Here is a 20,930-nt window from a genome sequence, read left to right on the forward strand (position 1 = left end):
ATTCAAATTGCTCAGGCACACCTTTGTCGTGATTCGACGAGGGTGCTTCGATGCCGATTGCGATACGCGCCGGGCAAGCTATGAGCCGGCGTCAATTGCTGGTCCGCTCCGCCGCAACATGCGCCGTCGCCGGTCTCGGCAGTCTCGCCAGACCTTACCTCAGCCGCGCCGCGGATCGGCCTCTCATCACGAGCGGCATTCAATCGGGCGACGTCTCGGCCAACTCCGCGGTGATCTGGGCGCGCGCCGATCGCGCCGCCCGCATGCAGGTCGAGTGTTCTACGCTCGAGAGCTTCAAGACCATCATCGGCTCGGCGACCGCCGATGCCTTGCCGGACAGCGATTTCACCTCAAAGGTGCTGCTCGACGGCCTGCCGCCCGGGCAGGACATTTTCTATCGCGTGCGGTTTGAAAGCGTCGACGGGCAGGGGCTCGCCGGCGAGACGCAGGTTGGGCACTTCCGCACCGCCCCGACGTCGCGAAGTTCGATATCGTTCGCCTGGTCGGGCGATACGACGGGCCAGGGTTGGGGCATCGATGAAAGCCGCGGCGGCATGCGGACTTACCGCACGATGCTCGACAACCGTCCGGACTTCTTCATCCATTCCGGCGATCACATCTATGCGGATTGCCCGGTGGAGCGGGAGTTGAAGCTGCCCGACGGCGGGGTCTGGCGAAACATCGTCACCGAGGAAAAATCCGTCGTCGCCCAAAGTCTCGCTGAGTTCCGCGGCAACTACAAATACAATTGGCTCGACGAAAACTATCGCGCCTTCCATGCCGCCGTCCCGTTGTTCGCGCAATGGGACGATCACGAGGTCACCAACGACTGGGCGCCGATCGGCACGGCCGACGAGACCGGCTATGCCGAGGACGGCTCCTCACTTCTGGTGGCGCGGGCGCGCCGCGCGTTCCATGAGTTCATGCCGATGCGCTCTTTGCCCACGCAGGAGGACGGCCGCATCTATCGCAAGATCGCCTACGGCCCGCTGCTCGACGTCTTCATGATCGACATGCGCAGCTACCGCGATTCCACCTGGAATAAGCGCGACGACCACGGCGACACCTGCATTCTGGGCGCGGCGCAACTGGCGTGGCTGAAGCGCGAACTGGTGGCGTCGGACGCCACCTGGAAAGTGATCGCCGCCGACATGCCGATCGGGTTGGTCAGTGAGGACGCCATTGCGCTCGGCGACGGTCCGCCGGAGCGGCGCGAGCACGAGATTGCCGATCTGTTGTCGTTCATGAAGCGCGCCGGCATCCGCAACACGGTGTGGCTGACCGCCGACATGCATTACACCGCCGCACACCATTACGATCCGAACCGCGCGGCCTATCAGGATTTCGAACCGTTCTGGGAGTTCGTTTCCGGCCCGCTGCATGCCGGCACCTGGGCGCCGGCCCCGCTCGACAATACGTTCGGCCCCACAGTGATGTTCCAGAAGGGCTGCAGCGGCGAGAACCTCGCCCCCTGTTACGGCATGCAGTTCTTTGGTCGCGTCCACATCGACGGCAAGTCCGGTGTGATGACCGTGACACTTAAAGACGTCGACAACCGCGACCTGTGGTCGGTCGATATCGAGCCCCGCCCGGATGCGCGGCCCGGCCAGATCATGGCGCAGCATATCTAACGTGTTCGATCGGGAGACTGTCGGCACGGAATCCCTCCATGTTCGCGCCTCATAGTTTGGATAGGTTTGCCTTGCCGACGAGCAGGGTGCAAAATCGCATCTGGAAGTTGCGTATTATTACTTGAAGGAGGTGTTGCGGTGGCGCACAATTCGCCTGTCCCTCCGACCGGAGCGCTGCCATGTTTGTCGCCGAGAGCAAGCGGCGGTGTCGGCGTGAGCGGTGGTGATTGGGAGACCGATTTGCGGATCGCCAAGATGGGCGTCGAGTCGATCGGCGTGAATTGGGAATGACATAGCAGGGGCCGAAGCCAGCCGACCAAACTCGGCCTTGGGAAGAGAGAGTATTGGGGAGGGCAAAGTGACGAGTGCCGATCCGCTCCGCGTGGCCTGTATCGGGATGGGATGGTGGTCCGACGTTCTGGCCGATGCCATCCAGCGCTCGGGCAAGCTCGAGATCCGTAGCTGCTACACCCGGTCCGATGAAAAACGCAAAAGTTTCGCGGCAAAATACCGCTGCCGGCCGGCCGCGAGCTTTGAGGCGATACTCGCCGATGCCGAGATCGAGGCGATCATCAACACGACGCCGAACGACGTGCATCTGGCGACGACCTGCGCTGCCGCGGCCGCGGGCAAGCACGTCTTTCTGGACAAGCCGATCGCCAATAGCATCTCGGATGGCCACGCCATCACCGAGGCCTGTCGCAAGGCCGGCGTGGTTCTGGCGCTCGGCTATCAGCGGCGGCGCGAGAGCCATTTCCGCTATATCAGGCAGCAGATCGAAGCCGGCCGGTTCGGCAAGCTCGTCAATGCCGAAGCAAATATCAGCCGCGATCGCCTCGGCAAGGTCGATCTCACCTCCTGGCGCTATCAGGCCGCGGGCATGCCGGGCGGCGTGATGCTGCAGATCGGAATCCACTATATCGACGTGCTCGCATACCTGATCGGGCCGATCCATGCGGTGCGCGCGCAGTCGGTGCAACTGGTGCTGCCCGGCGACAATCCGGATGTCGCGAGCCTGATCCTGCAGCATGAGAACGGCGCGCTTTCGACGCTGAATGCGAGCTACGCCTCGGCGTCCGAATATTACCTGATGAACGTCTACGGCAAAGACCTGACGGCGTTTTATGATTTGCACAATGGGCTCCGGCTGCTCAAGCGCGGTGAAAGCCAGCCGGTTGCGGTGCCATGCGCAAGCAACGACACGCTGGTCGAGGAGCTCGAGGAGTTTGCCGCGGCGGCGCGCGGGCAGCGCCAGCACGAAGTCGGGGGCGAGGAGGCGACGAGATCGCTCGCAGTGGTACGCGCCGGCATTCTCTCGGCGCGTGAGGGACGTTCGGTCGAGGTTGCGGAAATATTGAACGGTGATGCGAAAAAATGACCGCGCAGCAGCACGGATAGGAGCGCGTTATGAAACCTGGTGTCTGGAAAGCTTGCGCGGTTGCGATGGTATTGGTCGGCATCGCCGGGGAAGTAGGCGCGCAGGACTACCCCTCCAGAGCGATCACGGTGGTCGTGCCGTTCCCTCCCGGAGGCGCAAGCGACGTCGTCGCGCGCATCGTCACCAACCAGATGTCGAAGACCCTCGGGCAATCCATCGTCATCGAGAACGTCAGCGGCGCCGGCGGCACGGTCGGCAGCGGGCGCGTCGCGGCGGCTGCACCCGACGGCTACACCCTGCTTGCCGCGGCGATGGGCTCGCATGTCGCGGCTCCGGTGCTGACGCCGAACCTCAAATACGATCCCGTTGCCGACTTTGTGCCGATCGGCTTCACCGCCCACTCTCCGGCAGTCGTTATCGCGCGGAAGGATTTCCCGGCAAAGGACCTGAAGGAGTTCGTCGTAGCCCTCCGGCAACGGGGTGATGCGGTGAAGCAGGCCCATGGCGGCATCGGCGCGTCCTCGCATATGGCGTGTCTGTTGTTCACGGCGGAAATCGGCGCGAAGCCGGCGCTTGTTGCCTATCGTGGTTCGGGCCCGGCATTGAATGATCTGGTCGGGGGGCACGTCGATTTCATGTGCGAGCAGTCGGTCAGCGTGGCGGAGTCGGTTCTGGCCGGTTCGGTCAAGGCGTTCGCGGTCTCTGCCGCGAAACGCCTCGAAACGCTGCCCAATGTTCCGACCGCCAGGGAGGCCGGCATCAACTACGAGATGAGCGTCTGGGCAGGACTGTTTGCGCCGAAGGGCGTTTCGCCCGAAATCATCGCCAGGCTTTCCGACGCGCTCGAGCGAGCGCTCGATGAGGATGTCGTGCGCGAGCGGATTGCCCAGCTCGGTGGCTCGATACCGGCAAAGGACGAACGCAACCCGGCTGCATTCGATCGCTTTGTTCGATCCGAGATCGCACGCTGGGCACCCATTCTTGCTGCCGCCGGAACCGGGAAATGAAGCGTCCGGTGCGCCACATCAAGTTGGCTCAGGGCGTCACCGCAAGATAACCGCCCACCACCAGCAGTACGGAAAGCGTCACGACCACGCCGAGCACAGCGGCGATGATCGCGGGCAGTTCATGGGTTTCCAGCCATTGTCGCAACGCCCTTACCATCGCACCCCCTGACCTGGTCCTGATCGCTCCGCACCCTTGCACGCGGGTGATCTCAATAGCGGTCAATTTCGCTTAGTGAAATAGCCGATCCATGCGTCTTTCGTCGCGCGTCGCGGCGCGCGGCTGCAAAAGCCGGAACGCCAGCACGGCCTTGCCGAAGGACAGGCGTTGTGTAAATCCCCGCTCCGGGCCGGGCTGCGGGCAATTCTTTTCCGCGGGCCGGAATTCGGGTTTTAGCTACACACCGGCGCGGCTCCAGTCCATACTGGATCGCATCAAAGGGAGGTCTTCAAAATGCGTGAAGCTGTCATCGTTTCCTATGCACGTACGGGGCTGGCAAAGTCCGGCCGCGGCGGGTTCAACATCACCCCGCCGATGTCGATGGCGGCTCACGCCATCAAGCACGCCGTCGAGCGCGCCGGCGTCGAAAAGGAATATGTCGAGGACTGCTATCTCGGCAATTGCGCGCATGGCGCGCCCAATATCGGCCGCCAGGCCGCGCTGCTCGCGGGCCTGCCGAAATCGACGGCCGGCGTCTCCGTCAACCGGTTCTGCTCCTCCGGCCTGCAGACCATCGCGATGGCCGCCAACTCGATCCGCTCTGACGGCGCGGATTGCATCGTGGCCGGCGGCGTCGAGAGCATCTCGATCCCGGGCGGCGGCTCGCCCAAGGAATCGATCGATCCCGATCTGCTCAAGGCTGCCCCCGACATCTTCATGGCGATGATCGACACCGCCGATATCGTCGCCGAGCGCTACAAGCTCAGCCGCGAATACCAGGACGAATACTCGCTGGAATCGCAGCGCCGCATGGCGGCCGCCCAGCAGGCCAACAAGTTCAAGGACGAAATCGTCCCGATGAAGACCAAGATGAAGGTGGTCGACAAGGCGACCAAGGCGGAAAGCATCGTCGACTACACCGTCGATCGCGACGAGTGCAACCGCCCCGAGACCACCATGGAAGGCCTCGCCAAGCTTGAGCCTGTCAAGGGTCCGGGCAAATACGTCACCGCCGGCAACGCCAGCCAGCTCTCGGACGGTGCTGCGGCGGTCGTGCTCATGGAAGCCAAGGACGCCGAGAAGCGCGGCCTCAATCCGATGGGCCGCTTTGTCGCCTGGGCGGCCGCGGGCTGCGAGCCGGACGAGATGGGCATCGGCCCGATCTACGCCGTGCCGAAACTGTTGAAGCGCCACGGCCTGAAGATCGATGACATCGATCTCTGGGAGCTCAACGAGGCCTTCGCCAGCCAGTGCCTCTATTCGCGCGACAAGCTCGGCATCGATCCGGAAAAGTACAACGTCAACGGCGGCTCGATTGCGATCGGCCACCCCTTCGGCATGACCGGTGCGCGTCTCACCGGCCACATCCTGCAGGAAGGTCGCCGGCGCAAGGCCAAGTGGGGCGTCGTCACGATGTGTATCGGCGGCGGCCAGGGCGGCGCAGGTCTGTTCGAAATCTATAGCTAAGATTTTCAGGCGCTCGTAAGAGAACGCGCGCAACAAAGAAGATGGCTCCGCAAGGAGCCATTTTCCGTTTGAGGCCTCGTTCCGTTTGAGGCCCTCGGGCCTCAGTAGCGATGCTTCTTGATGATCACGACCTTGTCGCGATGACCATGCCGCCATCCGCGATGGTAGCCGCGGCCGCGGTGCCCTCGAAATTCGGCGCGCGCGCCGTAGCCGTGGTGATGGCCGTGATAACCGCCACGCTTGATCACGACGGTCTCAGCGCTCGCAATCGACGGCGCCGCGATGATGATCGCGCCAAGCGCGGCGATAACGTATCCAAGCTTCTTCATTCCAACTCTCCTCAATTGAGCGAGGATGAAACATCACGTAGCAGGGGACGTTCCCGCGGAACTTCAAGAGAATTCTGAACGCTTGTTCAGATGCGTGCGTCGCGTTGGCCGTTCGACTTTTTTGGATAGATTCGTAGGATGGGTGGAGCGAAGCGATACCCATCAACGCCAGCGTTCGTGGGGCGATGGGTATCGCTTCGCTCCACCCATCCTACGAAAACGCACTGGCCTGCCCACTCGGGGATCATCGGCACCACCGTGGGCTTTGCGTGGGAGATGCACGCCTTGCTTGCGGAACGCCGACGCCCGGCGCATCATCCTCAGATAAAATCATATCGGGGGGAGCGCTGCGATGACCGGGTTTTCACGCCGTGATTTTCTGAGCCTGACGGGGACGGCCGCCATTACCGCCATGTCCGGCCGCGCCAACGCCGCGATGGGGCCGAACGACAAGTTCGATCTCGTGATCAAGGGCGGCGAGGTGCTCGATCCCAGCCAGTCGCTTAGGGGCAAGCGTGACATCGGCATTCGCTGGGGCTTGATCGAGGCGGTCGAGAACGAGATTCCGGCCGCCCGTGCGGCGAAGACCATCGACGCATCAGGCAAGCTGGTAACGCCTGGCCTGATCGATCTGCATTCCCACGTTTACCCCTACGGCTCGGCGATCGGCATTCCCGCCGACGAGCTGGTGCAGGCGCAGGCCACCACCACGGTGGTGTCGGCGGGCGATGCCGGCGTCAACAACCTCGCCGCGCTGCGCCGCTACATCGTGGCGCAGTCGCGGGCGCGGATTTACGCCTTCGTCCACATTGCCAACAACGGCCTGTCCGGATTCCCGGTCGCCGAGCTCTACAACATCGATTACGCGCAGGTGGATGCCTGCGCGATGGCGCTGGCCGAAAATCCGGATTTCCTGCTCGGCGTGAAGGTCAGGATGTCGGAGAACGTGATCGCCAAGCACGGCCTGGAGCCGCTCATGCGTTCGATCAAGGCCTGCGAAATGTGCGGCTGGCCGGCCAAGATGATGGTCCACATCGGCGGCGTCGAGACCAAGGAGCTGATGTCGCAGATTCTCGACCTGATGCGGCCGGGCGACGTGTTGACGCACGCCTATTCCGGCGCGCCGAACATCGGCGGCGCCTTCACCAACATCGTGCAGGACGGCAAGCTGTTGCCGGCGGCGCTATCCGCCAAGCAGCGCGGGGTGATGTTCGATGTCGGCCATGGCGGCGGCAGCTTCGACTTCACGGTGGCGGAGGTGGCGCTTCCCGGCGGCTGCACGCCTGATACGATCTCCTCCGACATCCACGTCTTCTCCGGCAATTCGCCGGGCATGCCCTATCTGCCGAACGTCATGAGCAAGTTCATCGCGCTCGGGCTTTCGCTGGAGCAGGCGGTGGCGGCGGCGACGATAACGCCCGCCAAGATCATCAACCGCGCGCCGAAGATCGGCACGGTGCAGATCGGCGCGCCCGGCGACGTCGCGATCCTGGAGCTCGTGGAGGGGCAGACCTCGTTTGTCGACACCCGCAACAACAAGCGCGAGGGCAAGCTGCTGCTCAAGCCGGTGCAGACCGTGATTAACGGCGTGCCGTTCGGCCGGCCCTACCAGGCACCGTTCGCGGTACGGTGAACGATCGCACCGCTAGATCATGATAAGATCAGTTCGCACGGCGACCGCGAAGAGATTGGGCTCGCTCTCCCGCTGCGCTGATCACATCCAACGTAAGGTGAGCACACCGGCTAGGCTCCCTCCCCCCTTGCGGGGGAGGGTTGGGGAGAGGGGTAAGCCCCGGGCGAGATAATCGATGCGCGCATCACCTTCTCAATCCCGGTCGCTCGTGGTGGGACCCGCACTGAGAGAGCACGTCGTGTGGCACCCCTCTCCCTAACCCTCCCGGAGGGAACCCTGCCGCCGCTGCGTCCCTCACAGCATGAGATGCGATGGATCGCCTTGTCTCAGGCGGGAGCGGAGGCGGGCGCGCCGGCTCGCCCGAGCAGCTTGCCGACGAGCGGGGCGGGATCGTCCGGGATCGCATCGCCCCGCCAGGCGACGTGCTGATCGGTGCGCGCAAGGATGAGCTTGTGGCCCGCGGCCTGGACTTCACCGGCTGGTATGTCGACAACCGCGAACGGGACGCCATTGGCGCGCATCGCCTCAGCCAAGGGCTCAACCGCAATGTCAGGATCGTAGCGCAACAGGGTGTAGCCCGGGCCAAGCGCATCATAGACCGGCCGTCCGTCGGACAATTTCGCGAACGGAAGCCGGCAGCCCGGTGTCGAGGACGGCGTGAACTCCGCCATCGTAAAGCCCGGCTGCTCGGCGCCGTCATAGGCGATGATCGGGGAGCGATCGTAGAAATAACCGAAGTTGAGGCCGGCGCAGCAATATTGCTGCACGTTCAAATCATAGGCCGCTTGCCCCACTTGCTTGCGGACGGCGTCGCCCTCCGGCCCCGGCTGCTCGATCGCATCGGGAACGGTACGGCGCTGGCTCAACACCTTACCCGCCATCTCCATCGCAAAGCGGGACACTTGCTCGGTGATCGGAAGGCGTTCGGCTTCATAGGCATCGAGGATGGCGACGTCGGCCCATCCCTGCAAATAGGCGGCCAGCAGCCAGGCGAGGTTGGTCGCATCAGCGATGCCGGCATTCATGCCGTAGCCGGCATAGGGCATCCACAAATGCGCGGCGTCCCCGCAGATGAACGCGCGCCCCTTGCGAAACCGGTCGGCGACAAGGCGGCGGCCGACCCAGTCCTCCTTGCTCAGGACTTTGTATTCGAAGTCAGGGCCGACGCCGAGGATGGCGCGGATCGAGGCGTCGCGATCGACCGACTCGAAGGTCTCGTCCTCGCGATTGAGGTGGTTGTGGATCAACCATTTCTCCCGGCCATCGATCGCGACCACCGTGCCGCAGCGCCGCGGATTGAGCGCCAGCGTCATCCAGGCGGGCCGGTCCATGAGATCGATTAGGCCGGGCGCATGTATGTACGTCGATTGCACGCGCTGGATGATCGGTGTTCCCTGCAAATTCGCATCGATGGCCTTGCGAACGAGCGAACGCGCCCCATCGCAGCCGACGATGAAATCGGCATGAATCTGCGAGGCAGTTCCGGTATCGAGGTTCCGGACGGTCGCAACGATGCCGTCATTGCCTTCGCTGAAATCCTCGAACGCGGTGCGGTTCAGAATCTGAAGGCCGTTGATTGCTGCTGCGTGCTCGAACAGCGCGGGTTCCATGTAGATCTGGTTGATGCGGTGCGGCGGCTCGGCCGTCGGCCAATCGGTATCGGGTCCGCCGGTGGCGGTATAGCGATCGCGCCGGCAGGGAATCAGGATGCGCGAAAGCTCAATGCCCGTTGCTGTGGTGCGGTAAGAGCAATCGTTCGGGTAGTCGGCCGGCAGTCCGGTGTCGCGCAACTTCTGCGCCAGCCCGAGCCGGCGGAAGATCTCCATCGAACGCGACGAGACGTGGTTGCACTTCACGCTCGGCGGCTCGCCGGCCGAGCGCGTTTCCACTATCGTGACGGATATTCCCCGCAGCGCGAGGTCCATGGCGAGCGTTAGTCCGACCGGGCCGGCGCCGACCACGAGAACCGAAGAGGTCTTCACCTTGTCGCTCACTGCCTTGTCGCTTGCTGCGTTGGGACGATCATGCATAACTGATAGCCACAAAAAATTCATCGGGGGAGACGTGGATGTTTCGATCGATGCGGCAGGGCGTAGCCTTGGGTCCTGTTGTCTTGGGCCTTGTTGTCGTGTTCTCGCTGCTGTCGCCATCTGCGGCCAGTATAGCAAACGCATATCCCGACCAGCCGATCAAGATCATCGTGTCGTTTCCGCCCGGCGGCAGTGCCGATATCGTGATCCGTGCCCTGCAGCCGGCGCTGGCGGAGGATCTCCGTCAGCCGATCGTCATCGAAAATCGGGCGGGAGCGGGCGGCAACATCGGAATTGGCGCCGTGGCGCAGGCCGCGCCGGACGGTTATACGGTCGGCGTCGCCGCAGCGGGCGTGCTGACGGTCAATCCTCACCTCAATCGTGCGGCGATGCCGTTCGATCCGCTGAAGGATCTTGTGCCCGTCACCCTGCTGGCGGAAATCCCGTTCGTGTTGGTTGCATCGCAAAAATCAGAAATTTCTTCGGTCGCGGACCTCATTGCGAGGGCCAAGGCCCAACCGCAAAATCTGTCGGTCGGCCATGGCGGCAGCGGCACCGCCATGCACCTGACCTCGGCGCTCTTCGCGCAAAAGGCGGATATCAGAATTCAATTGATCGCCTATCGCGGCACCGCGCCGGCCGCGGTGGACGTTCTTGCCGGCCACATTCCGCTAGCCGTGCTGGATATCCCGGCGTCCCAGCAATTGATCCGGGAGGGCAAGCTCAGGGCGCTCGGGGTCTCTGCCGCCAAGCGCGTCGTATTCCTGCCGGACGTTGCGCCGCTGGCGGAGTTGGGCCTGAGCGGATTTGAATCCGTCGGCTGGTTTGGAATCGTTGCGCCCGCGGGCACGCCGCCCGACATCGTCGGTAAACTGAACGCGGCTTTCGTGAAGGCATTGAGCGATCCCGCGGCTATCGAGAAGATCCGCGTGCTCGGCGCTGAACCGGCGCCCTCGTCGCCCGACGCCTTCGCCAGATTCATTCAGAGCGAAAGCGCGAAATGGGGGAAGCTGATCGCAGAGGCGGGAATCAAGAGCGAATAAGACGGGTCTCGATCGTGCGGCTATTGCGGATCGCGCTGGTGCTTCGCTGCGAATAGCGTGGCGCTGTTCTGGCCATCAAGCCGCCAGTTTCCGTGCACGGTTATCGCCGATGATGTCGGCGATGACGGCCGCCATCACTAGCGCGCCGCCGATGAGTGCCCGCGAACCTGGCACGTCGTGGAACGCCAGCCACACCCAGAAGGGCATCAGCGGTGTTTCCAGCGTTGAGATCAGTGCGGCCTGGCCGGATGGCAACAGGCGCAAGGCGAGGAAAAACAGGGTCAGCCCGAGGGCGACCTGAAAGAACCCGAACATCGCGAGAATAAGCAGGTCGTGGCCGGTGACATCAGCCAAGCCATGAGCAAAGGGAAAGCTGACGATGCTGCCCAGGATATTGGAGACGGCTGCGGCGGCGACCATCGACCTGCTCTTGTATCGCCTGACCGCGACCGTCATGACGGCGATGGCCACGGTGGTGAGGCAGGCCAGCGCAATCCCAAGGATGTCGGAATCGATTCTTGCATGGCCGACGATGATCACGACGCCGCCGAGCGCGGTCAGGATGGCCAGAACGGTGCGCAGCGCAATCGCCTCCCGCAGCCATATCCACGCGATCGCAGCGGTGACCAGCGGGCCCGTTGCAATGATGACGGCGACGTTGGAAACGTTCGTCAATTGCAATGACGGGATGAACGCCACCATCGCCAGCGTCGAAAGCGCCGCGACCAGCCAACCGCCTTTGCCCATCTCGGCCAGATCGCGCAGCCCGGCGCGGCCCTGCAGGAGCAGCATGATCGCAGCGATCATTGCGCCGCCGAACAAGCCCCGCCAGAACAGGATGGTCCAGGAATCATAGGGAAGCAGCCGGGTGAAGAACGGCGCGGTGCTCCAGGCGATGGAAGCGCCCACCACGAGCGCAATCCCGACGCGATACTGCGAATGTGTCCCGGTCATCTCTGGATTCATCTCCGTGTATGACCGGGGTGGTCACTCAGCTCCGCGCCCGCTTCTCCACATTCGCGATTCTGGCGGGTACGCCGAATTCCTTGCGGCAGACTTCGGCGAGGACGGCGACGCCCTCGCGGATCTGCTCATGCGAGGGGCTGGCAAAGCACAGCCGTAAGCGGCTGCCGGCATAGGCCTTGTCGGTCGACCACTCCGGGCCGGGATTGATGGCGACGCCCGCGGCAAGCGCGGCCTGGTAGAGTTTCAGCGTGTCGACATTGTCGGGAAGTTTCACCCACAGGAAGATGCCTCCCTTGGGATCTTCGAATTCGGCCGCGGTGCCGAACTGCTCGTTCAGCGCTTCCATCAGCGTGTCGAGCTTGGCGCGCAGGCCGCGCGTCAGCTTCGGCACATGGGTGGAAAAATGCGGCGCGCAATATTCCGCCAGCACCATCTGCTCCAGCGCGCCGCTTCCGGCGTCGGTCTTCAGCGCCAGCATCCGCGACATCATTTCCCAGGGCGCGACGATGAAGCCGACCCGCAATGCGGGCGCGATCGATTTCGAGAACGAGCCGATGTGAATGACGCCGCCGTGCCGGCTCGTGGCGTAGATCGCGGGCGGGCGCTCGCCGTTCCAGATCAGATCGGCGTAGCAATCGTCTTCGAAGATCGGCACGCCGTATTCCTGCGACAGCTTCAGCATCTCCGCGCGCCGGCTCTCCGGCAGGATGGTGCCGGTCGGGTTCTGCACGGTCGGGATGGTGTAGATGTATTTCGGCGTGACGCCGCGCCGCTTGTGGTCGGCGAGCGCGGCCGCCAGCGCGTCCATCCGCATGCCCTGATCGTCCAGGGGAATGCCGACCGCCTTGACGCCGAGCCGCGTCAGCCGGTTCAACGCGCCCTGATAGGTCTCCTGTTCGACCAGCACGGTATCGCCGCGCGCCAGTAGTGTCTGATTGACGAGATCGAGTGCCTGCAGCGAGCCTGAAACGATCAGGATGTCGTCGGCGCTGCAGGCGATGGCGGCGTCGCGCTTGAGTTTGGCGGTGAGGAATTCGCGCAATGGGCGATAGCCCTGCGGCCCGCTGGCAAGCCCGTAGGTCGCAAGCGTCTTGCCCTCGCGCCTGAGCACGGCATTGACCGCCTCGATCAGGCCGTCGACCGGCACCTGCTCGGGATCGTTGTTGCCGCCGACGAAGCTGTATTTGGCGAGACCTGTCCACCGCGCTGCCGGCGCCGGCAATCCGGCTGGCAGCAAGGGCGCAAAGTCGAAGGGGGTTGCGGTAGACATGGATATTCACTCCCGTTTTGTTTTTCGTTGAGAAGGCCGCCCGCGGCCTTCCGGCAGGCTAGTTCGTGATGATCCTGATCGGCCGTCCCTGGCTGATGAAGGCATGCTGCCCGGCGCCGACGCCGCCGAACATCAGCGCCTCGGCCGTGGGTTCGGCGATTTCGCCGGAGGCGGCGAAGTTCAGTTCGACGGTCCCGGTCTGCGCACCGGCTGCCGCGCAGTTCAGGATCGACAGCGCGGCCAGAATCGCGAAAAGAAGGCTTCTACCGCCGCTGTGACACATTGCTTGTTTGACCCCTGCACCGGGACCTCTAGGTTGGGGCAGGGGGAAGTCCGGAACCATGCACGAGCTTATTCGCGATATCACCTTATCCATCCTGTTCGCCTGGGTGCTCGGCCTGTTGGCGCATTTTTCCCGGCAGCCGCTGATCCTGGCGTACCTTATCGCCGGGTTCTTGATTGGTCCATTCGGCATGGGCTGGGTCAAGTCCCAGGAATCGATAACCGTCATCTCCGAACTCGGCCTGATCTTCATGCTGTTCATGATCGGGCTCGAAATCGACCTGAAGAAGATCGTGCGCGCCGGCAAGGTCATCCTGTTTGCCGCCGGCGGCCAATTGATCGGCGGCGTTTTGCTCGGGATATTGTTCTTTGTCGGGATCGGGCTGTCGATGGGCAACGGCCATTTCGACGCGCTGTATCTGTGCGTCGCCTGCGCGCTGTCGAGCACGGTCATCATCGTCAAGGTGCTGTACGAGAAGCGCGAGCTCGACACGCTGCCGGGTCGGATCACGCTCGGCGTGCTGGTGCTGCAGGACATCTTCGCGATCCTGTTCCTGGCGGTGCAGCCGAGCCTCGACAATCTGCAGGTGAGCGTGATCCTGATCTCGATCGGCCGGGTCGGCGTGCTGGTGGCGACCGCTCTGGTGCTGAGCCGCTATGTGCTGCCGTGGCTGTTTCACCACATCGCGCGCCGGCCGGAACTGGTCCTGCTCGGCGCACTGGCCTGGTGCTTCCTGATCGGCGAGATCGCCGAGAAGCTGCATCTGTCGCGCGAGATGGGCTCGCTGGTGGCGGGCGTTTCGCTGTCGACGTTCCCCTATGCGCTCGACGTCACCGCCAAGGTGACCACGCTGCGCGACTTCTTCATCACGCTGTTCTTCGTCTCGCTCGGCATGACGATCCCGATCCCCGGAGCCTCGGTGATCGGGCTGGCGCTGATGATTGCCGCCTTCACGGTCGTCAGCCGCGTGGTGACGACGTTCGCGCCGCTCTACCTGATGAAGCAGGGCCTGCGGGCGAGCCTCTTGCCGGCGATCAACCTGGCGCAGATCTCGGAATTCTCGCTGGTCGTGATCCAGACCGGAGTTGCCGCGCGACATATCAGCACCGAGACGTCGAGTGCGGCGTCGTTCGCCTTCGTGGTGCTGGCGGTCCTGAGCACCTTCGTCATGGCCCGCAGCGACCAGGTCACGCGCGGACTGATCGGTCCCTTGAAGCGGATCGGCTTGCGCGATCTCGATCACAAGCATGAGGCTGACGCCGGACATGAGGGCGGGCACGGGGAGGCGCGCCGGATCGTCATTCTCGGCTTCTTCCGCGCTGCCAGCGCCCTGTTGAGCGAGATCGAGCGGCGCAGTCCGGCGGTTCTCGAACAGATCACCGTGATCGATTTCAATCCGCTGGTGTTCCGGACCTTGACCGACCGCGGCATGCACGTAGTCTATGGCGACATCAGTAGCGTCGATACGCTGGTGCATGCCGGCGTCGGCAAGGCCGAACTGATCATCCTCAGCATCCCGGACTCGCTGTTGAAGGGCGCCGACAACGAAAAGCTGGTCCGGCATGTCCGCTCGCTCAACCCGACCGCCAAGATCGTCGCCACCGCGGAGATCCTGGCCAACGTCAACGACCTCTACGAGGCCGGGGCTGACTACGTGACGGTGACCAGGCTCAGCGACGCCGACGAGCTCTATAAGGTCATCGAGGCGGCCCAGGCCGGGCTTTTGGAAGACAAGCGCGCCGAGACCGACGCACTGCTCAGCGAGCGCCGCGAGGTGCTGCCGTAAAAATGGGCCCTGCGTAGCCCGGATTGCGCTGCGCTCCATCCGGGTTACGGGCTCCATCCTGGCCCGCCCATTGACGCCGTTCTGCCCTGCGTATTGACGCTGGCGCTGACCATTGAGTCCGGCTAATGCACTGGCTGTAGATAGCGAGATTTTGGGAAAAATGGCCGATACCATCCAGGAAGTTCTGCAAGCCTTTGCCAAGGGTGAGCTCGTCGTCGTCACCGACGATGACGACCGGGAGGGTGAGGGCGATCTGATCGTTGCGGCCTCGCTCTGTACCGCCGAGAAGATGGCATTCATTATCCGCCACACCTCCGGCATCGTCTGCGCGCCGATCACCACCGACGATGCGCGCCGGCTGCGGCTCGATCCGATGGTGGCGCATAACGAGTCCAACCACACCACCGCCTTTACGGTCTCGATCGACTACAAGCCCGATGGCGGCACCGGCATTTCGGCGGACGAACGCGCCTCCTGCTGCCGCGCGCTCGCCAACCCCAACGCCGGCGCCAACGACTTTGCCCGGCCCGGCCACATCTTCCCGCTGATTGCGCGCGACGGTGGCGTGCTCTTGCGCTCCGGCCATACCGAGGCGGCCGTCGACCTCTGCAAGCTTTCCGGCCTGCCGCCGGTCGGCGTCATCTCTGAACTGATGAACGACGACGGCACCGTGATGAAGGGCGAGCAGGTCGCGCGCTTCGCCGCCGCCCACAAGCTCAAGCACGTCACGATCGCTGACATGATCGCCTACCGCCAGGCGCGCGAGAAACTGATCGAGCGGGTCGCGACCTTCACCACCGACAGCCCGATCGGCCCGCTGCAGGGCTATGCCTATCGCTCGCCGTTCGACGAGATTGCGCATGCCGCCTTTGTCTATAACGGCGTCGGCGACGGCAAGAACGTGCTGACGCGGCTGCACAAGCCCAACATCGTCAAGGACCTCTTCACCGGCCAGGCACGCATGCAGATCGTGCTGGATCATTTCAAGAAGGCCGGCCGCGGCGTGCTGGTCTATCTGCGCGACGGCGCCGCCGGGGTTCCCGTCGAGCCGGTCGGCGAACAGAAAACCGCGGAAGCCGATCGCCATCGGCAATGGCGTGAAGTCGGCGTCGGCGCCCAGATCCTGCGCGACCTCGGCGTCACCTCGATCGTCAACCTCACGTCGTCGGTGCACGACTACAAGGGACTGTCCGGTTTCGGCATCGAGATCGTTTCCAACGAAAAGTTGGAAGGATAGACATCGTCATTCCGGGGCGCGCGATAGCGCGAACCCGGAATCTCGAGATTCCGGGTCTGGTGCTTGCGCACCATCCCGGAATGACGATCACTCCAATCCAATTGCGCTTCGGCCGATAGCGCATTAATTTAGCAACAATTTCCAACAGGACAGTGATGCGAAAGGGATTTTCATGAGCGTGCGGCCTCAGACCAAGGACAAGCCGACTGCTGCGGGTTTCCAGTGGGACGATCCGTTCCTGCTCGACGATCAGCTTACCGAAGACGAGCGCATGATCCGCGACACCGCGCGCGCCTACGCGCAGGACAAGCTGCTACCGCGTATCGTCAAGGCCTATATGGAAGAGAAGACTGACCGCGAGATCTTCAACGAGATGGGCGAGCTCGGCCTTATCGGGATAACGCTGCCCGAGGAATATGGCTGCGCGAACGCGAGCTACGTTGCCTATGGCCTGGTGGCGCGCGAGATCGAGCGTGTCGATTCCGGCTATCGTTCGATGAACTCGGTGCAGTCGTCACTGGTGATGTATCCGATCTACGCCTATGGCGACGAGAACCAGCGCAAGAAATACCTGCCGAAGCTCGCGACCGGCGAGTGGGTCGGCTGCTTCGGCCTGACCGAGCCGGATGCCGGTTCCGATCCCGGTGGCATGAAGACCCGCGCCGAAAAGGTATCGGACGGTTATCGCATCAGCGGTAGCAAGATGTGGATTTCCAACGCCCCGATCGCCGACGTCTTCGTGGTCTGGGCGAAATCGGCTGCCCATGACAACCAGATCCGCGGCTTCATTCTCGAAAAGGGCATGAAGGGCCTGTCGGCGCCGAAGGTCGGCGGCAAGCTTTCGTTGCGGGCCTCGATCACCGGCGAGATCGTGATGGACGGCGTGGTGGTGCCGGAGAGCGCGCTGTTGCCCAACGTAAGCGGCCTCAAGGGCCCGTTCGGCTGCCTCAACCGTGCCCGCTACGGCATCTCCTGGGGCGCGATGGGCGCAGCTGAAGACTGCATGCATCGCGCGCGGCAATACACGCTCGATCGCAAGCAGTTCAACCGGCCGCTGGCGGCAACGCAGCTCGTGCAGAAGAAGCTCGCCGACATGGAGACCGAAATCGCGCTCGGGCTGCAGGCCTCGCTTCGCGTCGGCCGCCTGATGGACGAGGGCAAGATGGCGCCTGAGATGATCTCGATCGTCAAGCGCAACAATTGCGGCAAGGCGCTCGACATCGCGCGGGTGTCCCGCGACATGCACGGCGGCAACGGCATCCAGATCGAGTATCACGTGATGCGCCACACCGCGAATTTGGAAACCGTCAACACCTACGAGGGCACCCACGACGTCCACGCTTTGATCCTCGGCCGGGCAATCACCGGCATTCAGGCGTTTTCGTAACATTGGCTGACGAAAGCGCGGCCGGGGCCACGCCTACGCTGTCATCGTCCGCGAAGGCGGACGATCCAGTATCCCAGAGGCCTCTCGATTGATGTCGAACGCCGGCGATTACTGGATACCCCGCCTTCGCGGGGTATGACGACTGAGGCTGGTTCGCGAGGCCGCTACATAGGAACTCCCCATGGCCGACAACGCCGACATCCCGTTCAACCGCGACTTCCCGCTCAAGCCCGGTATCGTCGACGAAGCCCGTCCCGGCGTGCGGCGTGTTCTCTGCAATAATCCGAGCCCGTTCACCTTCACCGGCACGGTCAGCTACATCGTGGGCAAGGGCAACGTTGCGGTCATCGATCCGGGTCCCGATGACGAGGCGCATGCCAAGGCGCTGCTGGACGCGGTGCGCGGCGAGACGGTGACGCATATTCTCGTCACCCATACCCATCGCGATCACTCGCCGAACACCGCGCGGATCAAGGCCGCCACCGGCGCGCCCGTCTATGCCGAGGGGCCGCATCGCGCCTCGCGGCCGCGCTTCGAGAGCGAGAAGCACAATCCGGAGTCGGGCGCCGACCGCGATTTCAGGCCCGACATTAAGGTCAAGAACGGCGACGTCATCGAAGGGCAGGGCTGGGCGCTGGAGGCGATCGCAACGCCCGGCCACACCGCCAATCATCTGGCGTTCGCGTGGCCCGAGCGAAAGATCAATTTCGTGGGCGATCACGTGATGGGCTGGTCGACCTCGATCGTGGCGCCGCCGGACGGATCGATGATCGACTACATGGCTTCGCTGGCGCGGCTGGAAGTCCGCGAGGAGGACCTGTATTTTTCGGGCCACGGGCCGGAAATTCCGGAAGGGCCGCGTTACGTCCGTTTCCTGACCCGGCACCGTCAGGCGCGCGAAGCCTCGATCCTGCACCGGCTCGCCAAGGGCGAGGCCGACATCCCGACCATGGTGCGCGCGATCTATATCGGCATCGACCCCCGCCTGACCAACGCCGCCGGCTATTCCGTGCTGGCCCATCTGGAAGATCTGGTCGCCCGCGGCATCGTTGCGACCGACGGCGATCCGGTGATCGGTGGAACGTACCGGATGGCTTCTTAACCTCTTCCCGTTCTCTGTGGGAACGAGAGGGAGCGCACTCTCTCCGTGCCGCGCTAGCTGCCCTTCTTCACATTCTTCGCCTGGGCTTTCGCCGGCGCCTGTGGCTTCTTCGGCGCCGCCGGTTTGGCGTTGTCGACGGCCGCGTTGATGTCTTCGATCAGCTTGGAGACGCGCGCGGCGTTGCTGCCGAGGTCGCTTTCGAAATAGCGCGAGGAGGAGCGGATATCGACGCGCGACTCGTCGCCGTCGGGCGTGATGCGGATCGAGACGTCCTCGCGGAATCCCATGATCGGCGTTCGCGCCACCGCCTCGATGCGACCGATGCGGCGCGGCGGCTGTGGCGGCCGTTCGTCGATCACGAGCCATTTGCGCTTGTTGACCAGCGCCAGCGTCACCTCATAGGCCCGCTGCGGCGGAACTTCGAGCTCCACGGTCTCGACGTCGGGGTAGGCGATCCGCTGCTGTTCGGCCGAATAGAGCCCGGCATAGACGGCAGAGTTGGCGCCTTCGCCGCTGCGCAGCCGCGCCAGCGCCTCGAAGCGCGGCGGATCGATCGGATCGGTGGTGATGTCGTGGATCGGCGGCAGCTTGCGGTATTGCAGGCCGAGATAGGCCGGATAGGCGAGGATAAGGGCGTTGATCAGGAACGCCAGCAGGATTCGGCCCATGCCGCGCGAGCCATTCTGCCAGATCGCGGCAAAGGCGGCGAGGCCGAGCAGGATCGAAAGCACGGCGCAGCCGAGCGCGCCGAAGAAGGTCGCCAGCGCCGGCTTCATCTCCAGGAAACCGAAGCGGACGATTATGATCGAGACCACCACGGCGACCACGGAGAAGATGGCGAGGTTGCGCGACCAGGTGGCGAGGCTGGACACGGGCTCCGTCTGATAGGGAGCGGAAAACCTTCGGGCCATCGATGAAATCTGCCGGGTTGAAATCTGTCTGGCCGACCGGCTGGCCGGACTGCAAACTCGCAGCTTGAGACCACGGCGGGGCGCGAATTTCAAGGTTTTGCAGGCAATACTAATCGGCCAATCGGCAGGCTGCGGCAACTTTACCGGTTAACCATCCCCGTAAATTGATTGTTAGTTGTAGATTGAAGTTGGTCCAATTTTTGTCTACCTCTCGCCGCCGGGTTGTCGTATTTGCCATTACACGGGACTGTCCTGCACGGGACACGGCGAACACCAACCCAAAGGGGAAACGGCGGGCGTCAGCCGGAAGCGCTGCAGGATGATCTCAACCTCCGGTCCTTATTACCGGGCGGAGCCGCAAGCTTGTGGTTGCGCCCATCCGGAGTTTCAGTGATCATAGGGCGCAAAAGGCATACGTCCGCGGGGTGGCGGAAGCCCCATCAGGGCGAGTGTTCAGTATGAGTGATGCAAAGCACGAAAGACAGCTCGGCCCGAACGATCCGGAATACTATGCGCCGCGCGAGTTGAGGGACCGGACGACCGGCGAGCTGCCGAGCCCGACGCTCATGCAGCAGAACGACGGATGGCGTCCGCGATCGACGACGGAAGGACCGCCCTTGCAGTCATTCGGCAAGCCCCCACGCCGCCAGGATTCGGAAATGTTCACCAAAGCTGTCGCGCAGGCCATGCAGGAGGCGCGGGAGATCGCACCTGTCGAAGCGCCATCCGTGCTCCGCGACCTGTCCGGGCGACGCGCATTGCTTCAGCAGGTCATCCGCTTCTCGATAGCGGTGGCGATTGCGGCGAGCATCGCAACGCTTCTCGTTATGGCGATTCCGTCTTCGCAACGCCCCGCAGGGCAGGACAACGCTTCGCTTTCGGCGGCCTGGCAGTCGGTGAAATCGTCGGTGACTCCGGCGCCGCAGCCGGCACCGCCACCGAAGCGCACGGCGACCCTGGCCGTGCAGGACGGCAGCGGATTCACCAACGATCCAGTGCCGCTCGGAATTCACGTCGGTTCGCCGCCGCTCGACGCGTACGTATCGATCAATGGATTGACTGCCGGAGCACGGCTGACGTCAGGCAAGCGTGTCGGTTCCAGCGAGTGGCGCGTGCCGGCAACGGAGATTTCCGGCGTTTCGGTCATTCCGCCTGAAGGGTTCACCGGCCAGATGCTGGTGACGGCGGAATTGCGTGACGGTAACGGTGTGGCGCTGACCGGCACCTCCACGCGGCTGACTTGGACGGCCCTGCCAAAGGTCACCGCGCCGCTTGCCGCGGCGGCGCCGCCGGTTGCCGCGCCCCCGGTCGCA

The 20,930-nt window shown here is 63.7% G+C and carries 17 protein-coding genes and 1 pseudogene; 11 read left to right on the forward strand and 7 right to left on the reverse strand.

Going from position 1 to position 20,930, the window contains the following annotated elements; all coding sequences use genetic code 11:
* The first annotated feature begins 50 nt into the window (after window positions 1-50).
* The 3 genes from CP49_RS41385 (at window position 51) to CP49_RS41395 (ending at window position 4,016) form a co-directional block, all read left to right on the forward strand.
* Complete coding sequence (locus CP49_RS41385) at window positions 51-1,631, forward strand: alkaline phosphatase D family protein (RefSeq protein WP_057855825.1); 1,581 nt, start codon at window positions 51-53, stop codon at window positions 1,629-1,631.
* A gap of 358 nt (window positions 1,632-1,989) precedes the next feature.
* On the forward strand, window positions 1,990-3,009 hold the full coding sequence (locus CP49_RS41390) for a Gfo/Idh/MocA family protein (protein WP_156438934.1): 1,020 nt from the start codon (window positions 1,990-1,992) through the stop codon (window positions 3,007-3,009).
* Window positions 3,010-3,038: 29 nt separating this feature from the next.
* A complete protein-coding gene (locus tag CP49_RS41395; protein ID WP_063791853.1) occupies window positions 3,039-4,016 on the forward strand; it encodes a Bug family tripartite tricarboxylate transporter substrate binding protein in 978 nt (325 codons plus the stop codon).
* Window positions 4,017-4,044: 28 nt separating this feature from the next.
* Here the strand turns inward: CP49_RS41395 and CP49_RS48855 are convergent, their stop codons facing one another.
* Window positions 4,045-4,173 (reverse strand): hypothetical protein, encoded by a 129-nt coding sequence (locus CP49_RS48855; RefSeq protein WP_276326551.1) that lies wholly within the window; start codon window positions 4,171-4,173, stop codon window positions 4,045-4,047.
* A gap of 294 nt (window positions 4,174-4,467) precedes the next feature.
* Between CP49_RS48855 and CP49_RS41400 the strand changes: the two genes are divergently transcribed.
* Entirely contained in the window at window positions 4,468-5,640 is a 1,173-nt protein-coding gene (locus CP49_RS41400; RefSeq protein ID WP_057855828.1) for a thiolase family protein, read from the forward strand.
* Window positions 5,641-5,741: 101 nt separating this feature from the next.
* Here CP49_RS41400 and CP49_RS41405 read toward each other — a convergent pair whose 3' ends face one another.
* Window positions 5,742-5,969 (reverse strand): hypothetical protein, encoded by a 228-nt coding sequence (locus tag CP49_RS41405; protein ID WP_057855829.1) that lies wholly within the window; start codon window positions 5,967-5,969, stop codon window positions 5,742-5,744.
* Between the two features lie 352 nt (window positions 5,970-6,321).
* Here CP49_RS41405 and CP49_RS41410 point away from each other — a divergent pair, with 352 nt between their 5' ends.
* Window positions 6,322-7,602, forward strand: a complete 1,281-nt coding sequence (locus CP49_RS41410; protein WP_057855830.1) for an amidohydrolase family protein — start codon at window positions 6,322-6,324, stop codon at window positions 7,600-7,602.
* Window positions 7,603-7,928: 326 nt separating this feature from the next.
* On the opposite strand, the gene CP49_RS41415 is transcribed toward CP49_RS41410, so the two are convergent.
* Window positions 7,929-9,632 carry an FAD-dependent oxidoreductase gene (locus CP49_RS41415; protein ID WP_057855831.1) on the reverse strand — a complete coding sequence of 568 codons (1,704 nt, stop codon included), beginning with the start codon at window positions 9,630-9,632 and terminating at the stop codon, window positions 7,929-7,931.
* A gap of 38 nt (window positions 9,633-9,670) precedes the next feature.
* Here CP49_RS41415 and CP49_RS41420 point away from each other — a divergent pair, with 38 nt between their 5' ends.
* Window positions 9,671-10,675 carry a Bug family tripartite tricarboxylate transporter substrate binding protein gene (locus tag CP49_RS41420; RefSeq protein ID WP_245311137.1) on the forward strand — a complete coding sequence of 335 codons (1,005 nt, stop codon included), beginning with the start codon at window positions 9,671-9,673 and terminating at the stop codon, window positions 10,673-10,675.
* Between the two features lie 75 nt (window positions 10,676-10,750).
* Here the strand turns inward: CP49_RS41420 and CP49_RS41425 are convergent, their stop codons facing one another.
* Genes CP49_RS41425 through CP49_RS41435 form a run of 3 tightly spaced genes read right to left on the reverse strand, consistent with a single transcriptional unit; the run spans window position 10,751 to window position 13,254 of the window.
* Window positions 10,751-11,629 (reverse strand): DMT family transporter, encoded by an 879-nt coding sequence (locus CP49_RS41425; RefSeq protein WP_057855833.1) that lies wholly within the window; start codon window positions 11,627-11,629, stop codon window positions 10,751-10,753.
* A gap of 37 nt (window positions 11,630-11,666) precedes the next feature.
* Window positions 11,667-12,911: an aminotransferase-like domain-containing protein gene (locus tag CP49_RS41430; protein WP_057855834.1), complete on the reverse strand. Its 1,245-nt coding sequence runs from the start codon at window positions 12,909-12,911 to the stop codon at window positions 11,667-11,669.
* Window positions 12,912-12,969: 58 nt separating this feature from the next.
* Window positions 12,970-13,254, reverse strand: a complete 285-nt coding sequence (locus tag CP49_RS41435) for a hypothetical protein (protein WP_156438935.1) — start codon at window positions 13,252-13,254, stop codon at window positions 12,970-12,972.
* Here CP49_RS41435 and CP49_RS41440 point away from each other — a divergent pair.
* The 4 genes from CP49_RS41440 to CP49_RS41455 all read left to right on the forward strand — a co-directional run bounded on the left by CP49_RS41440 (window position 13,253) and on the right by CP49_RS41455 (window position 18,706).
* Window positions 13,253-14,980, forward strand: a complete 1,728-nt coding sequence (locus CP49_RS41440) for a cation:proton antiporter (protein ID WP_057855836.1) — start codon at window positions 13,253-13,255, stop codon at window positions 14,978-14,980. The genes CP49_RS41435 and CP49_RS41440 overlap by 2 nt on opposite strands.
* A 160-nt stretch (window positions 14,981-15,140) precedes the next feature.
* Window positions 15,141-16,217: a 3,4-dihydroxy-2-butanone-4-phosphate synthase gene (ribB, locus tag CP49_RS41445; RefSeq protein WP_057855837.1), complete on the forward strand. Its 1,077-nt coding sequence runs from the start codon at window positions 15,141-15,143 to the stop codon at window positions 16,215-16,217.
* A 172-nt stretch (window positions 16,218-16,389) separates the two neighbouring features.
* Window positions 16,390-17,604, forward strand: a complete 1,215-nt coding sequence (locus CP49_RS41450; protein WP_057855838.1) for an acyl-CoA dehydrogenase — start codon at window positions 16,390-16,392, stop codon at window positions 17,602-17,604.
* A 181-nt stretch (window positions 17,605-17,785) separates the two neighbouring features.
* On the forward strand, window positions 17,786-18,706 hold the full coding sequence (locus tag CP49_RS41455) for an MBL fold metallo-hydrolase (protein ID WP_057855839.1): 921 nt from the start codon (window positions 17,786-17,788) through the stop codon (window positions 18,704-18,706).
* Window positions 18,707-18,759: 53 nt separating this feature from the next.
* Here the strand turns inward: CP49_RS41455 and CP49_RS41460 are convergent, their stop codons facing one another.
* Complete coding sequence (locus CP49_RS41460) at window positions 18,760-19,617, reverse strand: DUF1499 domain-containing protein (RefSeq protein ID WP_057855840.1); 858 nt, start codon at window positions 19,615-19,617, stop codon at window positions 18,760-18,762.
* A gap of 458 nt (window positions 19,618-20,075) precedes the next feature.
* Between CP49_RS41460 and CP49_RS41465 the strand changes: the two are divergent.
* Window positions 20,076-20,930: pseudogene (locus CP49_RS41465) on the forward strand (hypothetical protein); the annotation flags it as partial.

Origin of the sequence: Bradyrhizobium valentinum, from assembly GCF_001440405.1 — a bacterium.
GTDB classification, from domain to species: domain Bacteria; phylum Pseudomonadota; class Alphaproteobacteria; order Rhizobiales; family Xanthobacteraceae; genus Bradyrhizobium; species Bradyrhizobium valentinum.

Bases quoted from the DNA above. Each gene is read 5' to 3' on its own strand.
- CP49_RS41385 (WP_057855825.1), top strand. From the start codon at position 51: ATGCCGATTGCGATACGCGCCGGGCAAGCTATGAGCCGGCGTCAATTG.
- CP49_RS41395 (WP_063791853.1), top strand. From the start codon at position 3,039: ATGAAACCTGGTGTCTGGAAAGCTTGCGCGGTTGCGATGGTATTGGTC.
- CP49_RS48855 (WP_276326551.1), bottom strand. From the start codon at position 4,173: ATGGTAAGGGCGTTGCGACAATGGCTGGAAACCCATGAACTGCCCGCG.
- CP49_RS41400 (WP_057855828.1), top strand. From the start codon at position 4,468: ATGCGTGAAGCTGTCATCGTTTCCTATGCACGTACGGGGCTGGCAAAG.
- CP49_RS41405 (WP_057855829.1), bottom strand. From the start codon at position 5,969: ATGAAGAAGCTTGGATACGTTATCGCCGCGCTTGGCGCGATCATCATC.
- CP49_RS41410 (WP_057855830.1), top strand. From the start codon at position 6,322: ATGACCGGGTTTTCACGCCGTGATTTTCTGAGCCTGACGGGGACGGCC.
- CP49_RS41415 (WP_057855831.1), bottom strand. From the start codon at position 9,632: ATGCATGATCGTCCCAACGCAGCAAGCGACAAGGCAGTGAGCGACAAG.
- CP49_RS41420 (WP_245311137.1), top strand. From the start codon at position 9,671: ATGTTTCGATCGATGCGGCAGGGCGTAGCCTTGGGTCCTGTTGTCTTG.
- CP49_RS41425 (WP_057855833.1), bottom strand. From the start codon at position 11,629: ATGACCGGGACACATTCGCAGTATCGCGTCGGGATTGCGCTCGTGGTG.
- CP49_RS41430 (WP_057855834.1), bottom strand. From the start codon at position 12,911: ATGTCTACCGCAACCCCCTTCGACTTTGCGCCCTTGCTGCCAGCCGGA.
- CP49_RS41440 (WP_057855836.1), top strand. From the start codon at position 13,253: ATGCACGAGCTTATTCGCGATATCACCTTATCCATCCTGTTCGCCTGG.
- CP49_RS41435 (WP_156438935.1), bottom strand. From the start codon at position 13,254: ATGGTTCCGGACTTCCCCCTGCCCCAACCTAGAGGTCCCGGTGCAGGG.
- ribB (WP_057855837.1), top strand. From the start codon at position 15,141: ATGGCCGATACCATCCAGGAAGTTCTGCAAGCCTTTGCCAAGGGTGAG.
- CP49_RS41450 (WP_057855838.1), top strand. From the start codon at position 16,390: ATGAGCGTGCGGCCTCAGACCAAGGACAAGCCGACTGCTGCGGGTTTC.
- CP49_RS41455 (WP_057855839.1), top strand. From the start codon at position 17,786: ATGGCCGACAACGCCGACATCCCGTTCAACCGCGACTTCCCGCTCAAG.
- CP49_RS41460 (WP_057855840.1), bottom strand. From the start codon at position 19,617: ATGGCCCGAAGGTTTTCCGCTCCCTATCAGACGGAGCCCGTGTCCAGC.